At 35.9% G+C, this 16516-nt stretch carries 16 protein-coding genes; 5 read left to right on the top strand and 11 right to left on the bottom strand.

The features are described from left to right. Positions 1-115: 115 nt before the first annotated feature. The 5 genes from tssD to tssO form a co-directional block, all read right to left on the bottom strand. Entirely contained in the window at positions 116-523 is a 408-nt protein-coding gene (gene tssD / locus ODR02_RS14640; RefSeq protein ID WP_034697144.1) for a type VI secretion system tube protein TssD, read from the bottom strand. A gap of 418 nt (positions 524-941) precedes the next feature. After that, positions 942-3347 (bottom strand): type VI secretion system protein TssR domain-containing protein, encoded by a 2406-nt coding sequence (tssR, locus tag ODR02_RS14635; RefSeq protein ID WP_209785750.1) that lies wholly within the window; start codon positions 3345-3347, stop codon positions 942-944. Positions 3348-3394: 47 nt separating this feature from the next. Next, complete coding sequence (locus tag ODR02_RS14630; RefSeq protein ID WP_105684435.1) at positions 3395-4306, bottom strand: PKD domain-containing protein; 912 nt, start codon at positions 4304-4306, stop codon at positions 3395-3397. Positions 4307-4355: 49 nt separating this feature from the next. After that, positions 4356-4880: a type VI secretion system transmembrane protein TssO gene (locus tag ODR02_RS14625; RefSeq protein ID WP_105684436.1), complete on the bottom strand. Its 525-nt coding sequence runs from the start codon at positions 4878-4880 to the stop codon at positions 4356-4358. An 11-nt stretch (positions 4881-4891) separates the two neighbouring features. After that, a complete protein-coding gene (gene tssO, locus ODR02_RS14620; RefSeq protein ID WP_105684437.1) occupies positions 4892-5428 on the bottom strand; it encodes a type VI secretion system TssO in 537 nt (178 codons plus the stop codon). Between the two features lie 179 nt (positions 5429-5607). Here tssO and ODR02_RS14615 point away from each other — a divergent pair, with 179 nt between their 5' ends. The 5 genes from ODR02_RS14615 (at position 5608) to ODR02_RS14595 (ending at position 10364) form a co-directional block, all read left to right on the top strand. Next, the gene (locus ODR02_RS14615) at positions 5608-6279 is read left to right on the top strand and encodes a response regulator transcription factor (protein ID WP_034697153.1); all 672 of its coding nucleotides are present in this window, start codon (positions 5608-5610) and stop codon (positions 6277-6279) included. A 317-nt stretch (positions 6280-6596) separates the two neighbouring features. After that, a complete protein-coding gene (locus tag ODR02_RS14610; RefSeq protein ID WP_002984212.1) occupies positions 6597-6887 on the top strand; it encodes an HU family DNA-binding protein in 291 nt (96 codons plus the stop codon). A gap of 367 nt (positions 6888-7254) precedes the next feature. Further along, positions 7255-8814: an Rne/Rng family ribonuclease gene (locus ODR02_RS14605; protein ID WP_105684438.1), complete on the top strand. Its 1560-nt coding sequence runs from the start codon at positions 7255-7257 to the stop codon at positions 8812-8814. 219 nt (positions 8815-9033) lie between these two features. Next, complete coding sequence (locus ODR02_RS14600) at positions 9034-9513, top strand: OsmC family protein (protein ID WP_309513409.1); 480 nt, start codon at positions 9034-9036, stop codon at positions 9511-9513. 200 nt (positions 9514-9713) lie between these two features. Beyond that, the gene (locus tag ODR02_RS14595; protein WP_245169767.1) at positions 9714-10364 is read left to right on the top strand and encodes a response regulator transcription factor; all 651 of its coding nucleotides are present in this window, start codon (positions 9714-9716) and stop codon (positions 10362-10364) included. A 292-nt stretch (positions 10365-10656) separates the two neighbouring features. Here the strand turns inward: ODR02_RS14595 and ODR02_RS14590 are convergent, their stop codons facing one another. The 6 genes from ODR02_RS14590 to ODR02_RS14565 form a co-directional block, all read right to left on the bottom strand. Further along, a complete protein-coding gene (locus ODR02_RS14590) occupies positions 10657-12168 on the bottom strand; it encodes a carboxypeptidase-like regulatory domain-containing protein (RefSeq protein ID WP_309513408.1) in 1512 nt (503 codons plus the stop codon). Between the two features lie 11 nt (positions 12169-12179). Further along, positions 12180-13544, bottom strand: a complete 1365-nt coding sequence (locus tag ODR02_RS14585) for a CsgG/HfaB family protein (RefSeq protein ID WP_309513407.1) — start codon at positions 13542-13544, stop codon at positions 12180-12182. A gap of 24 nt (positions 13545-13568) precedes the next feature. Further along, on the bottom strand, positions 13569-13979 hold the full coding sequence (locus tag ODR02_RS14580; RefSeq protein WP_209785754.1) for a curli production assembly/transport component CsgF: 411 nt from the start codon (positions 13977-13979) through the stop codon (positions 13569-13571). Positions 13980-13990: 11 nt separating this feature from the next. Continuing rightward, a complete protein-coding gene (csgH, locus tag ODR02_RS14575) occupies positions 13991-14725 on the bottom strand; it encodes a curli-like amyloid fiber formation chaperone CsgH (RefSeq protein ID WP_309513406.1) in 735 nt (244 codons plus the stop codon). 7 nt (positions 14726-14732) lie between these two features. Further along, positions 14733-15131 (bottom strand): hypothetical protein, encoded by a 399-nt coding sequence (locus tag ODR02_RS14570; RefSeq protein WP_309513405.1) that lies wholly within the window; start codon positions 15129-15131, stop codon positions 14733-14735. A 118-nt stretch (positions 15132-15249) separates the two neighbouring features. Continuing rightward, positions 15250-16068, bottom strand: coding sequence for a hypothetical protein (locus tag ODR02_RS14565; protein ID WP_105684444.1), 819 nt, complete (start codon positions 16066-16068; stop codon positions 15250-15252). Positions 16069-16516: the final 448 nt, after the last annotated feature.

Here is a 16516-nt window from a genome sequence, read left to right as displayed (position 1 = left end):
TATAAGCCTTTTATAAAATAAAATCTTTTGTATCGTTTTTTCATTCAGGCAAAAAAAGACCGTCTTAAATAGGGACAGTCTTCTTTCTTATGAATGTTGATAATGTGTGTAAATTTTAGCTGGATGGCCATAGCCCAGCGTATTGAGAAGTACCGTAGTCAATGGTTTCAGCACTGATGACGAAGCTGATCAGCATACTGTTGCTGTCAATAGCATCGAAATCTACCTGATGCTGGATTACATATCCGTTCTGCCAGTTCAGCGTAATCAATGTTCCTTCTTCGTGAGATTTGTTGAAAGTAATCTCACCTACTGTCGGCTTATATTTACCGTTTAGTAAGCTTTCAAGGATATCTGACTTTTCAGTAGCTTCTACTGTAACCTTGATCAGTGCGTTAGAAGGATCTGATGCTACACGTCCTGAAACGTCCGTAGATCTGGAAACGCTGTAATTCATTTTTAACAGCTTTTGCCCTTCCCCGTTGTTAAATTTTAAGATTCCTCTTGAATTTCTTTCGGCCATGATTAGTAAATTTAATCGTTAGTAATATTTTGTGATGTGGTGATTGTGTTAGCAAATATAGAGGCTCTTTTCTGCTAAAAAAAACTTTTCCCTATAAATCTGCAAAATTGTAGTAGTTCTACGATTTGTTGTCGTAATTCTACGACAATGGATTTACACACATCACTATAACAACCATTAATACAGCATTTTAAATTATATCTCTATTTTTAGATAAAAAATATTTTTCCACATGAAAGAGAAATAAGATGGGTTTAACGTTCAAGGTTCAAGGTTCAAGGTTTAAGGTTTAGGGTTTAGGGTTAAGGGTTAAGGGTTAAGGGTTAAGGGTTAAAATTAATCAATATACAGCCTCACTTTACAGCACAAAAAAAGCAGAAGTATATACTCCTGCTTTTGATATCATAAAATGAATTTTTTAGTGTTTCGTGTATTCCGGTTGTTCTGTCGGAATTCTTGATGGGGTAAAGTATTCATTAAGCCAGTAGAAAGTTTGCCCGTTCTGTTGAATTTTTACAGCAGGGTTATTTCTGTTGGCAAGCATTCTGTCTGCTAAATTTTTATAGTGCTGGAAATAATTTTTCACCGTCTCACTAGGAACGATTTTAGATTTTTTCCAACCTTTCAGTTTATATTTAGCCATCAGTTCTTCTTCAGAAAGATCAAATCCTGTACTCATTCCGATAGCATAAGACATTGGCAGCTCATAAAGCGCTCCTTTATCTAAGAATTTTATCGTAGGATTATATTTCTTCAACAGCTTCACATATTCTTTCACGGCTCTTGCCTGATTAAAGTCTGCACGGTCAGCCTGAGTATTTCTGTAAACTTCCGAGTAGAAAGCTTTTAAGTTATCATATTCCGATTCTGAAATAAGAATTCCTTTTTCTATTCCCGGTGTAAACTCTTTCAGCTCTTTTGGAATATACCCTTTCACAAGGAATGGACTTCCATAGTTGATCAACTGAGCGGCAATTCCGGCAGAAACAGGATTGGTAAGACCTGGATACAGATATTTATACTTTAAATCTACATCTGTTCTTCCTGCTCCTACTGATGAATGGAAATATTCATTCAATGATTTATCAACCGTCTGATTGTCTAAAGTAACCTGCGCAATAAGGCTGTCAACAGATTTTTTCAGGAATCCCGGAGTGGTAATATCTCCTTTTTTAGGGAAAATGACAAAGCCCTGAGACATACTCTGTTTAGGATAAGCTAAAGAGAAGAAACCTGCATCACCTTCCACAAGGCTGAAATTATTTTTGGTAAGAACATCATATTGATTGATGATCTTTTGTTTTTTAAGTTCAGCAATATTTTTAGCCGTGTTGGTCACTACATTTTCAGCCATCAATACAAAATCATTGTATGTATCGGATGATCTTGCGCTGGTCTGGAACATAATCAACCTTGCCTGAGCCTGTGTCAGAGAGCTGATTACACTGTACATATTTCCGCTTTGGTTGGCAGAAGTTCCTACAGTGACTACAATATTGGTTTCATCAGAAACATTTGAAAGAAGGTTTCCTGCTGCAGTAAGAGCCTCTCCTACCGGCTGGTAACCATTGTTGCTTGCGCAGTTCATTTCATTTGTTTTCTGATCAATAAATGACGTGATTTTGCTGTAATCTGTACTTAAGTTGGATACTGAAATATTCTCTCCACAAGGATTGTTTTTGTATAGAACCACTCCATATTTAACATTGCTAAAATAGGATGGTTTTTCAAATCTAAGCTGAAGATCCTGCAATAAAGATTTTACGATAGGGGCATAAGGTGCATTGGCAGCACTTACATCTAATGCAAAAACAATATTGATATTTTTATCTCTTTCGGTGATCTCTCTGTAACGGTCAAAATAGATGGGTTCACCCAATACATTGGAGACAAAGTTCTTACTGTAATCTAAAATATTGGTGAAATATTTTGTCTTGGAATCAGGAGTTGGGGCTTCTTCTAAAGGAAGATTTACAGGGAAGATATTTTCCAGCGGTGTTCTTTTGTTTACATCGGTAAGAAGAACGGCTGTTTTATTATCTGCATCTGAAGCAGATCCGCCAGGATGTCCTTCATGAATTCCCAGTGCCGAATCATTAATTCCGGTTGTATTTTTAAGCTTGATAGCGGAACGTTCTCCCCAGCTGGAAATTACATTTGAACTTACCCAACCGTAAAGTCCTTTGCTGATACTGTCCATATCAACAGACGGTTTTTTACCTACCAGGAAACGTTTGTTGTTTTCGGCCATTTTGTATACATATACAATTTGTCCGTTAGGAATTTTCACATTGGCAGTTTCAATAAGACTCGGTGAATTAAACACCATAATAGAGTCATTCTTGTAGTATCTTTCAGCACTTCTGATGACTTCGCTGTTATTGGGTACTACTGCCACTCTTACAGGATAACCTGTTTTGTCACTTTTTAAAGCGTTATTCCAAAGAAGAAGGTCTGATTCCGGAATCCAGCCATATGTTTTGACTGATTTTGATGAAACCTTTTTCATTAAAGCATCCGGAACATACTCCGCTACTTTTACCATTCCGTCTCTATGTTTTAAAACCATTAAAGGTTCAAGGAATTTTACTTCTTTGTAAGACTTCTCATCATCTTTATCCAGATAAGCCGTATTTCTTGATCTGTCTGAAATAACAATCCATGGAACGGACTTTTTTGGATAACCGTTAACGACAGGGGAAGCATCCACCTGCCCATACTGTGAAGGCTCCGGGGTTTTCTTTGACGGCAGTTTTACCTGGCAACTCGTCAATAATACTGTTAACCCTATATAATATGCTGCTAGAGGAAATTTATTTTTCATCCTATTTAATCTTTTTATGATTGGCACATCCGTAAGACCGGACGAAATTATTTGCTTTGATTGATATCTACTTTAGTTACACAGTTCTGCGTATCATCCAGGTTTACTTTTACTGTCTGGATCACCGTATTTTTGTCAAACTGAAGTCCTGCACAATACATGTAAAAGTTATTTACTTTGCTGTCATTTACTTTTACCACTGTATTTTCATTGTTACACAGATAGGTTTTCAACAGGTAATTGTAGTGCATGTTGAAACTGTTCCCGTTAGCAATCTGCTGCAAATGATATTTAAAGTCGTTGTCTACTTTTGCATAAGAGTCTTCTACTGAAACTTCATCTTCTGCAAGAGCATCATAAGCCGGAAGAATTTTAATGCGGTGATAGATAGGATCCTGGCTTTGCTCTGTGTACAGCGTTACAAGATATTCTCCAGGTTTTTTATAGGAATAGATGGTAAATTTATCCTTAGCATCTGTATTTCCGGATTCCCCGAATTTCCATGCAAACTGTTTGGCATCAGAAATGGCACGGAATGTTACATTTTCATTTTGCATCGCCTGAGTAACGGCTTCAATAGTGGTCTTAGACATTGCCGTATCTTTTGGTTTCTGAACGCTTCTTGCGCCTACCATTACAGGGAAAGATTTCGTGTACTTATTGTCAACGATCAAAATCACCTGATAATATCCTGGTTTATTATAGAAGTGAATACCACTGTTTTTATCAGAAGTTGTCCCATCTCCGAAATTCCATCTTTTGGTTTTGGCAAACTGGGTTTTATCTTCGAATAAAAGCGTGTCTCCTACCGCCAGTGAAGACGGATAAACCACCCCAACAATATCATCGGCTGAGTGTATTACTTTTTTCTGCAGCCACAGAGCAACCAGTGCCGCGATCAGCAACGTTGCAATAACACCGATAATAATGTTTTTCTTGTTCTTTTGAAAATAATTCATAGTTAATAATTGTGATGTGTTTTATATAAAATTCCTAGTATTTATTTGCTTACTGCATTCTTGCTTTCAGATCCTGCTCGCGCTGATAGAGCTTATTCTGCTTATCTTTAAATCCGATTCTGCATTCATCTACCTGCTTCTGGAAAATTTTAATGTCTTCAGAGGTTGTTGAAATGACTTTTTTGTCATCAAAGTACATTTTATAGAATTTGGCGATCTGCGGATAGGCATCTTTACGGATATCCACAACGTCCGTGTTATTAAAATAGCTGTTAAGGTCATTCACCCCCAGCTGAATATTATTTTCGATAAAAGGCTGCGGCCCGTCATTGGTCAGCTTGGTAATCATGGTATACGTACTGTCCATGATAGGAAGAACAACTTTCTGATGCTGTTCAAATTCGGCTTTCTGTTCAAGATTCTGAATTCCTCTTACATCTTCATCAGAAAAGGGAGATTCAAATCCTTTTAAAAAGATGACACCCAAAAATAACATTGCAGTCACCAGCATCAGTATTAAATAAAAAAACTGATAATGCCTTTCTTTCTTAGATAATGTGATTTGTCCTTGCATATCTTTTCTTTTTATCTTCTTCTTTTACTTCCGGTGAAATTTCTTGTGGGATCTTTTCTCAGCTCATTATTCGTCACTTTGATTTTTCCCATACACTCATCAAGATCTCTCAAAACCGTTTTTTTCTGATATTCCACTTCGATGATCTTAGCTTTTAAAGTCATCATCGGTACAATCTGCTTCATCAGTACAGCATAATGTTTAAAGCTCTGCACACTGTCTTTACCCATAATATTTTTGGCATCTCTCACATTATCCATAATACTGGTTCTGAGAAACACCTCATTCTCCACCTTATTAATGCTAAGCTGGTTCATCTTGTCGTAAATATCATCAATGTGATCCTTAAGCACGTCACTTCGAAGCATCAGTTCTTTATAGGCTTCAGCTTCGCGGCTAATTCCCTCCCGCTGTATATCATAACTCTTAAAGAAGAGAAATAAGCAAGCAAAAGATACAACCGACAAAACGACAAATGACAGAATAAACTTCCAAATGCCCGTTCTGACGTCAGATTTGTTTAATTTTTTTTCCCTGTTAGAAGACATAATTTGCGATTTGTTTGGCCTGTGAAAATATAAAAAAAAATTTTTATGCACAATACGTAATTTCCCCAAGCCTGTTTCGTGAAAACCCTGATTAAATTAATATTAATTTTCACTTTGATAAGTTTTTCATAAATTAGACCTCTAAATTTTAAATATCATTCGCCAAATCGATATTAAGAATGAGTAAAATATTATCTAATACCGTACGTTTTTCCATTGCAGACAGTGATTTTTATTTTAAAAAAATAATGATCAAAACCCTTATGGAAAACCCTTTCTATATGCTTCTGAATGATTGTAACAATGGACATGAGCTGGTAAACAGAATCTACAGAAGACAGGAAGATGTTTTCATCATAGAACTCTTCATGCCGGTATTAAGTGGAATTGAAGCCATCAAATACATCAGGAAAAACAATACAGAAACTCCTATCATTACCTATTCCGGTACTTATCAGGAAGATATGGCCGAAATCCTTTCCAAAATTCCCAACATCTATTATTGTCAGAAAAAAAGTACGATTATAAAAGATATTATTAAAGGAAGCATAGCCTCTGAAGACTTCGACTATCAGGCGTATTCCAAAGAATGGGAGCAGCAGCCACTTGCCGTTCAGGAATATATGGACAGACAGAAGAAAGGACAGGAAGAGCTTTCACCAGCGGAGATACAGCTTATGAGGTTCTGTTATGAGGGGTTCAGCAATAAAGAAATTGCTGAAAAACTTAATCTGAGTACCAGAACAATTGATACTTACATTAACAGACTTACAGAAAAGCTGGGGCTAAAAACCAAGCTTCACCTTATCCGTTTCTGTGTAGAAAACGGATATTATAATTCCAGTTTATAAAAAATTCTGATTCCCCTTAAAAATTTCAATTTTGAATAATGGATGGGACAGATAAGGTGATCTCAAAAGTTAACGGTTAAGACATGAAAACCCTGCAGAACCTGTTATAATCAGCTTTTATTAAGTTTTGTTCATCAAATTTTTGTACCTTTATCCGGTAACATTATTTTATTGTTAAATTATCACAAGCCTGCCTTAATATAGTGTATACATAAAAAGTCCAACTCTTTGAATAAAAATATTTTGCCACTAATTTGCTAGTATTCAATTTTTTTAACTAAATTTGCACACCTAAAATTTAAAATTAAAATAAGGAAATGACAAAGGCAGAATTGGTAAACACCATCTCAAATAAGTTGGGAACAGAAAAGAATGAAACACAGAAAGTTGTAGAAGCTTTTATGCAGGAGATCAGAACTTCTATGTATAATGGGGATAACGTTTATCTAAGAGGTTTTGGATCTTTTATCATTAAAACAAGAGCTGCTAAAACAGGAAGAAATATTTCTAAAAACACTGCAATTGAGATTCCTGCTCATAACATTCCTGCTTTCAAACCTTCAAAATCTTTTGTTGAGAAAGTAAAAACTAAAGTTGCAGTAAAATAAGAACATTAACTGAATATTAACTAGTTACTAAAAAATTAAAATTATGCCAAGCGGAAAGAAAAGAAAAAGACACAAGGTTGCTACTCACAAAAGAAAGAAAAGAAGAAGAGCAAACAGACATAAGAAAAAATAATCTCTTTTTCTCGAGATTTACAATATAATAATATAGTTGGTGGATTTAAATTTCTAAAGTTCACTAACTATATTTTTGTTTGCAACTATAAGATTCCGCGGAAAACGGAGGGTTTCAAATATTATTTTAATAAACATATAATGGTTTTCATTCAAAATCCTTATATTTAATAGATGAATTAATCAGTAAAAACATCCACTTCCTATAATCTTAACAATTTTATCTTATTAAAAAATGAAGAAAGAACTAATAGTTTCGCATGAAGATGATCTTACAAAGATTGCGCTGCTGGAAGACGGAAGACTATGTGAACTTCATGAGCAAGAAGACAAAAGCGATTTTATAGTTGGAGATCTGTTTATAGGAAAAGTAAAAAAACTAGCCCCCAATCTGAATGCAGCATTCGTCAATATCGGATATGACAAAGATGCATTTCTGCATTATCAGGATCTGGGACCTCAGTATCTTACGTACAGAAAGTTTTTAAAAGATACTATTTCTAAAAAACAAAGCACTTCGAGCTTAAAGAATTTCGAGATACAACCCGAAATAGACAAAAACGGAACTATAGACAAAGTAATTGCCAAGGATGACTTGGTTCTGTTACAAATTACCAAAGAACCTATTTCTACCAAAGGTCCAAGAATTTCTACCCAGATTTCATTAACAGGACGTTTTCTGGTGTTAATTCCTTTCGACAACAAAGTTTCTATTTCCAAAAAGATCAGAAGTTCTGAGGAAAAAGAAAGACTGAGAACCCTTATCGACAGCATTAAGCCTGAAGGATTCGGAGTTATTATCAGAACGGTAGCGGAAGGAAAAAAAGTAGCCGACCTTCATAATGACATGAACCAGCTGGTTCAGAAATGGGAAAGCACTTTCAAAAACATCCAGAGAAATAAAGTTCCGTCTAAAGTTTTAAGCGAAGAAGACAAAGCTTCAGCTATTTTAAGAGACAATTTTAATCAGGATTTCGTGAATATCATCTGCGATGATGAGCAAATGGTAAACGAAATGAAAAATTACGTAGAAGTAATTGCTCCTGAAAAGAAAAATATTGTCCAGTTTTATGATTCTCATATTCCTCTTCTGGAATATTACAATGTTGAAAAACAGCTTAAACAGAGCTTCGGAAAACACGTAAACATTCCAAGTTCTAAAGGAGCCTATCTTGTTATTGAACACACAGAAGCACTTCACGTTGTGGACGTCAACTCCGGAAACAATATTACTACCGGAACTGCTGTCAACAAAGAACATGCGCTAAGAGTGAACAAAATGGCCGCTACTGAAATCGCAAGACAACTTCGCCTCCGCGATATGGGAGGAATCATCGTTATCGATTTCATAGATATGCCCAATTCTGATCACCGAAGAGATCTCTACGAGCATCTTAAAGAGGAAATGAAGCGCGATAAAGCCCGCCACAAAATCCTTCCTCCAAGTAAATTTGGGCTGATCCAGATCACCAGACAAAGAAACCGTCCGGAAAAACAGATCGACACCAAAGAAGAAAACCCGAACAAAGACGGAGAAATTGTAGCTCCTATTGTTATCGTGGAAAGAATGGGTGAAACCTTAAGAAACATTCTGCAGAAAGAAAAAGGAAAAATCTACCTGCATGTACACCCATTTGTGGAAGCCTACCTTACAAAAGGCATCAAAAGTATCCAGATGAAATGGTTTATCAAATACAAAAAATGGGTAACCATTGTTCCAAGGGATTCTTTTAAATATTTAGAATATAAAATCTACAATTCCAAAAAAGAAGAATTGATAGAATTTTCTAATTAAGACAAAATTTAAAACCTTCAGTTGTACTGGAGGTTTTTTTTATTATCTTTTCTTGTTAAATTTTGGCTAAAGCCAATGGATGTTTTTTGTTTATGCAGGCCGGGCTAAAGCCCACCCCTATTGAATTTTAACAGCAACATCTTTTATCTTTTATCTTTTATCTTTTATCTTTTATCTTTTATCTTTTATCTTTTATCTTTTATCTTTTATCTTTTATCTATGAAAAATCACCATTACAAAATCACCATTCAATGGACAGGAAACCAGGGAACAGGAACCAGCGGTTATAGAGACTACGAAAGAAAACATACCATTTCAGCAGAAAATAAAGCTGTTATCGAAGGTTCATCAGATCCTGCTTTCCGTGGCGACAAGACAAAGCATAATCCTGAAGAGATGTTTTTATCCTCCCTTTCTTCCTGTCATATGCTTTGGTATCTTCATTTCTGTTCTGAAGCAGGTATTATTGTTACAGAGTATACTGATGAAGCAACAGGTATCATGGCAGAAACAGCCAATGGAAGTGGTCATTTTACAGAGGTAACTTTGCATCCCATGGTAACTGTTGCAGAAGAATCTATGGTAGAAAAAGCAGAACAGCTTCATCATAAAGCGAATGAATATTGTTTCATCGCCAATTCAGTTAATTTTCCGGTAAAGCATATCCCCGTGATGTTAGTTAAATCCACAAACCATTAATATTATCATTCAAAACAATGATGAACACTATGTTTTAACAGAAATAACTCTAAAAAACTCCACAAAAAGAGAATTATTTAGTAAAAAATCAATAAAAATAACATTTTACTATTAATAAAAACACAATAAATTGAAAATTTTTAACAATTTTATTCAAAATGTAAAGTTTTTTTCCTATTTTTATATAAATAAAACAGACCATGATGAAACCAAGATTGACCATTTTTGATGAACCCATGCTCTATACAGAAGGCTTATCAAGACTGCTTACACAAAGCAAAATTTTCAGCACAATAGATATTTGTAATTCTTTAGAAAACCTCTCCAAACATTTAAAAGAAGAACCTCCGGAAATGCTTGTTATGAGCTCCAACATGCTCATGCTTACGGAAATCTGCAAGTTGGTGGAAAGTATTATTACACAACATAAAAATACCAAGATTACGATTATTGGAAGCTCTTATGATGTGATTGATATCCGAAAGCTCTTCAACAAAGGTATTAAAGCTTATCTGGATAAAAACTGCACCTATGATGAGTTTCTTAAATCCATCAATGTTTTACTTCTTAATGAGATCTATATCTGTGACCATGCCAAGGAAAGAATGATCAATTTTATCAGCAGTGAACAGGGAAAACCCAATCCTCACATCAAAGAACCTCTCACCCGTCGCGAAATGGAAATTCTCAAACTCATCTGTGACGGATGCAGCAGTAAAGATATCTCTGAAAAATTATTTATTAGTATCAATACGGTAGAAACACACCGAAAAAGAATTCTTTTGAAACTCAATGCGAAAAACTCAGTCGGAATTGTAAAATATGCGATAGAAAATCACATCATCGACTGAAAGACTTCCATGAATCACACAAAAATTCCAGGCTTTGCAAAGTCTGGAATTTTTTTTGCCTCTGATTTTAATTTCAATAATCCTTCAGAGGGAAATTTTATTATTACCTATAATCAAAGCCTATACAGAAAAAGTGAGGCAGAGAAATAAGAGACTTAACAATGAAAAACGTATGTAATTACTTCTCAATTGATCTCTAATGGGTACAGATTGTATCTCTCACCTCACTTTACAACTAAAACCTTGGACTTTGAACTTTAAACATTGAACTTTGAACATTAAACGCTATATCTTATTCATAATCCGGCATTTCTCCATTGCTGAAAAGTGTTGCCCTTGTAAGATCCGTCATCGTACTATTGAGGTCAATGACCATTACATTTTTCTGCGAAATATTATCATTGGAGGTATTCATGAAGATAATCTGGGCATTGTTTGGTGAGAATCTTGGATCGAGATCATTGGTTCCCATTACTTTTTCGCTTTCTGCAGAAATATCACTCACGGCATCTGTAACAAGATTATAGACAAAGATATGTGAATCCAGCTGACGGTAATTTCCACTTCCGTCCAGGTATCCTGAGACATCACGGGTAAACAGAAGAAGCTGTCCATCTACAGAAAAGTTCAAACCTCCACTGGCACCTACAGTACCTGACAATACCGTTTTAAGAACGCTTCCGTTAATGTCTATCACATAAATTTTAGTATTATATCCGTTATAATCATTGGTTTTCAATGCTATTTTACTACCGTCGTAGCTCCAGTCACACTCGGAGATCATACTTCCGTCCGGAGTGGTGTATACTAAGCTCAAGCCGCTTCCATCCTTATTAATTCTATAGAGTTTATTAAAGTTGGAATAAATAAGTTCCTTACCATTTGTACTCCATGCAAAATCCATTTCATAATTATTAAAGCCTGCAACAGCAACTGTAGTTACTTTAAAAGGATTTGATCCATCCGGATTTGCGGTATAAATATGGGTGCTTCCACCTTCTGTACGAAGGAATGCAATAAGACCTGCATTATTGTTTTTGCGGGGTCGCCAGCTGTTATAGGAAGAATTGGTAAACTGGAAATTATTTCCCTGGTCATCACTGGAAATGATCACAAAGTTTCCATTTTGTTTTTGAGTATAATGATACCTGTTAGCGGGAACTGTATTGGTGGTGAATTTACTGATAGAGCTTAAAACTGGCTGGTGAATGCCGTCCGAAACAGACACCTGCCAGAAGTAACTTACACCAAACTTCAGATTTGAAAGCGTATAGTGGTTTGCTGTCAAATCATTAACCTGAATCACATTAGTGTCAAGATTATTTTTAATTGTCAGACTGTATCTTAATACATCTGCTGTATCGGGATCTGTTGCGCTCCAGGTTAATTCGACGCTCAAAGGCTGATTTACTGCGTTATCTATCGGACTTAGCAACTGCGGTGTAGCGGGAGGAGAATTTAATGAGGTATCATCATCCATCTCAAAAACTACCGTTACTACCTGATTTTGATTTTGTATATTGACTGACTGAAAGCTTGTAATATATCCTGAAAGTTCTGCTTTTAGAGAATAATTCCCTACCGGCATGGCAGCGATTTCAAATGAACCATCTGTACCGCTGAACACCGTTTGTGTCGTAGGATTGGTAAATATCTTCACGTTAGAAAGCGGCACATTGCTGCCTCTTTTTACGACTTTTCCTTTTAACATTCCTGTTTGAGCCTGTTCTACAAGGTCTTCATTACATGAAAACAGACAAAAAGCAAAGATGAATATGCTGAATATTTTAATTATAGTTTTCATAGTTCGTGTTTTTATTTGTTTCCGAAGTAAAAGTTGATTCCTATTCCAAAGCGCAAAGCCTGATCTTTTCTTTTCCCATTTACAAGGCCTTCCCAGTCGTCTTTGAAGCCAAGGTCATATTGGGCAGAGGCTCTCAGTGAGAAATTCTTGCTGATCATATATTCCAGCCCACCACCGAATTGTGCTTTGTATTGGGGTTTATATTTTGAATACATCGCTCCTGCTCCTCCATATAAGAAGGGACTGAATCTGTATTTCGGGAAAAGTATGTATTCCAGATTCACTTCAGGACCAAAGTAGTTTCTTTTCACAATATTTGAGTTTTCAAGCGTAAAATAGCTTGCATTCAGTTCCATATTCAGATAAGGAGTAAGGAAGTATTTGAATCCTATTTTTCCTCCCACATTCATTTTAGAACTTACATAGTCATCTTTAACTTTCTGTCCTTCCACATTGGCAAATATGGATACTTTCTGTCTGTAATCCTGTGGATACCTGCCTCCAACCACCCGATCATTATTTTGCTCCTGCTCTCTGTTATATTCATTGATTAAACTTTGATAACCGCCATTATCATCTATTGCTTTCCCCCATATTTTATCTCTGATTCCTTCTACAATAAGGGCTTTTACAGCTTTTTCGATAGCTTCTGTTACAGCGAGCTGAACGGGTTCATTTTGAGTAAGCCCTACTTCAGCCTCCAATAGTCTTTCCGTATCAATATATCTGAAAAAACTTCCGTTAACACTGGTTGAGAGAATGGTTTTAGAAGTATAAACCGTTTTAAGAATTTCTCCGTTCAGCGTAGAGACAGCACGAAGATAGATGGTAATTCTGTCCTGGCGATACTGTGTGGAAGCTCCGATACCGAAATATCTTGCTCCAAGTCCTCCGGTCAGAATATTGCTGTCATAAGAAATAACGCCGCCTTCGAGAAGAATCCCAGCGTATAAAAGAGGAGGAAGTGATTGATTGTTTTTGTCTGCATCCTTGATATATTCCTGTCTGGTGGAACGGATGATCTGTCTTTCATTGAGAAGATTGGCGATATTTTCCCTTTCAATAGGGATAAACCAGCGGCTGTCTTCTAAGGCTTTTATGAGAATGGTAGTGGTTCCCTGAGGAACTGCCGTACTCCAGTTATTTCCATTTTCAGATGGTTTATACTGGCCGGTCTGGTCTCTGAATTTGTAGACTCCTATTACAATCTTCTCTTTGGGAAGCGGAAGATTTTTTAATTCTGCGGTAGAAGAAGTAACCTCTCCCATTGTTGGTTTTTCGGGATCCGAAGGTAAACCAAATATTGAACTACAGGCCTGCAGAATGCATAGCAGGAAGGTGCAGAAAAAGATTCTGGTATAAGTGTAGGTTGTCATGGTAAGTTTATTTTTAGTTATTTCCTATTTCGGAATTACGATCTCGGACTGATCGCCATTACTGGTATCCAAAATATTGATTAAAAGTCCCTGATTAGTATTGGTAATTTGTAGATAAAGGGATCCGAAGAGATAATTTCCGGGTTTTATGTTTCCATCACCAAACTGTTCATCAAACAGTTTTCTTGAAAGCTCACTAAGGATCTGTCTGTTAAGACTCTGGGTAAAACTATCAAGGGAATTCACACGATCCAGCAAATTGCTGTAATCATTTTTTTCATCAAATGGGTTTTGTGCATTAGCAGAGCTTAAAAGCCACTGGTAATTGAAAGTATCTCCTCCAAAAGCTGGATTTACCGGCTTATAGACGAGCTGCTGAGATTTTCCGTAGAAAATACCCGCAATAAAGGTCAAAATAATGATAAAGGTTTTCATGGCGGACATTTTTAATAGATGAATTCATTTTTTATAAGATTTTTCTTGGCATTAAATTCTTTGATATATTTTAAGCTGTAGCTCAACTGTTCCTTTAAATAATCTTCTGCCGGATTGGTCATAAAACTGTAAATAATTTTATCTTCCATCTGAATAGTAATCTGGCCACTTGTTCCACGAAGAGGGAGCTCTGTAATAGTAATAACGCTACTGCTCTTATCAGGAAGCTGATTGTACTGCATGTAAAACATGTCATAAAAGTCTTTTCCCACCTTGGTTTTCGTCTCATCAATAGTAAGTCCTCTGAGCTCGTAAGCAGCATCTTCTTCTATCTTAGCTGTTTTTTTTTTAAAAAGGTCGCTGTTCAGTTCCAGACTGTCTTTGGCAATCAGCTTGTGGGTTTCTTCATCCCTGATATAAAGGAAGGCTTTAAGAGCATCTTTTGATTCTAGATTCACATTAATTTCCGATAATACCTTTACTTCATTCGGATTGACAGAAAATTTACCACTCTGCTGGTTGTTGGAGAGATTTCCACCATTTCCTTTTTTAATAGAAACCAAAAGGTAATTCAGTTCTTTATACACTGCAGTGTTATTAACTACAACTGCTTTTAACCTGATCTGGTTTTCAAGGAGACTGCTCTCTATCCTGGCGTTTACTTTCTTATCTTCCTGCCCATATGTCCATACAGACAGGAAGCTAAAAAAAGTACCCAAGCTAAGGGAATATAAAAGTTTCATCATCTGTGTTTTAATAATTTCTCATGAAGACTGTTTTATTATCTCCCTTTACATTAATCTGAATTCCATCCGAAATACTGTTGCTTCCTGTAACATCAATAATATTATTATTTCCCTGTGCAGTAATGGCAGCTTTTGTTTCTTTATCTGTGAATGAATTGATAAAATATAGGGTATTGAAATCTCCCAGCTGTTTTACTAAAATATTCGTTCGGGCGTTAAGGGAAAGTTCGGCATTGTTATAATCTCCTATCTGAATGATATCGGATCCATAAGAACTCTGATCAGTCTGCTGTCTGGCTATAAGATTAAAGATTGTAGTACTGTTTACCTTATCCCAGTCTATTTCCTGTGCATGTAGTGGCAACATGGTGAAAAGAGCCAAAACACTCCATCTCAAGTTAAACATAGCCTATTTTATTAAAATTACATGAATAACAAACCGGAGAAAATCGAAGGTGAAAAAGGAGAAACACTGCAGTTTCTCCTTTACAATTTCTAAGATTTACAGTATTTTGTTATAGGGCTTAATTCGACTGATTCACAATCATTGAGTTTCCATTACCCATCTGAGTTCCAACATGGATATGGCCATCTCCGCTTTGTGCTACCCAGGTAAAGTTACCGTTACCCATCTGAAGGTCAATAGCAGTGTTAGAATCTCCTATCTGGAATTGATAAAGCTGGTTGGCATTACCTACCTGTAATCCTACAGAAGTGTTATCATCTCCTACCTGAACTGAAGCGGCAATATTACCTGTTCCGGCTTGAGCATGAGTAGCACTGTTATCATTACCATCCTGATACTGAACAAGAACATTATTAGCACCTATCTGAAGGGCACTGGCATCATTTCTTCTTCCCAGCTGAATTTGATAAGCATCATTACCGATACCTACCTGGATAGCAGAAGCATCATTTCTTCTTCCATCCTGATATTGAAGGACAGAGTTACCTAATCCAACCTGTACCGAAGAGGCTTCATTTCTTCTTCCGATCTGAGTTTGTTCTGTAGAGTTAAGTACTCCAAGCTGCCATGTTGAAGCAGAGTTTCTGTTTCCTAACTGCATCACTTCATTTGAGTTTCCAATACCCACCTGATCCACATCTATAGAGTTTCTGTTTCCGATACTTTGTGCATTATTGACATTTAAAATTCCTACCTGGTCAATATCTGCCATATTACGATTCCCTGTTTGTGTTAGAGAATTAATGTTCAAAAGACCTGTCTGGTCTACTGTAGCAACATTTAAGTTTCCTGTTTGAGTAGTCACATCAATATTGAATTGTGCGAATCCGAAACTCATTGCGAATAGTGTAAGTACACCTGTAAGTAAATTTTTCATCTTAGTAAAAATTAATTGGTTAATAGTAAGGCAAAGGTAGCTTCCCCGACAAAATGAAAAACCACCATCAAAGTGTAAATTTTGAAAATCACGGTTTCCAGTTCGCCAGGTCATTATTTACCGTTACGGAAAAACCCCATCACAACTTGTTGATTTTCAATCAAATCTATTAGTAGTGAATATTAATTTTTCTTCAATGATGATTTTTTCTGAATAAATCCGGGATTTTACATTTTTAAAACATCACAGTACAGGGTTTTAAGCTTTGGGCAGAACTATTACTCAAATTTATTTACACAACCAAAAATCAATTTTGAATTAAAAATTAACAGTTAAAAGTTGAAATATGTTCTGTTTTATCATTAACGATATATCATTCGGTTTAAGAAGCAAATATTTCCGCTTACAATGCCGTCTTTCTCATAGGTTAATTAATGTTAAGGCATTT

This window comes from Chryseobacterium sp. CFS2, assembly GCF_036543225.1.
In the GTDB taxonomy this organism is placed as follows: Bacteria; Bacteroidota; Bacteroidia; order Flavobacteriales; family Weeksellaceae; genus Chryseobacterium; species Chryseobacterium culicis_A.
Note: the sequence above shows the minus strand (reverse complement) of the source record. Positions and strands in the feature narration are given on the sequence as shown.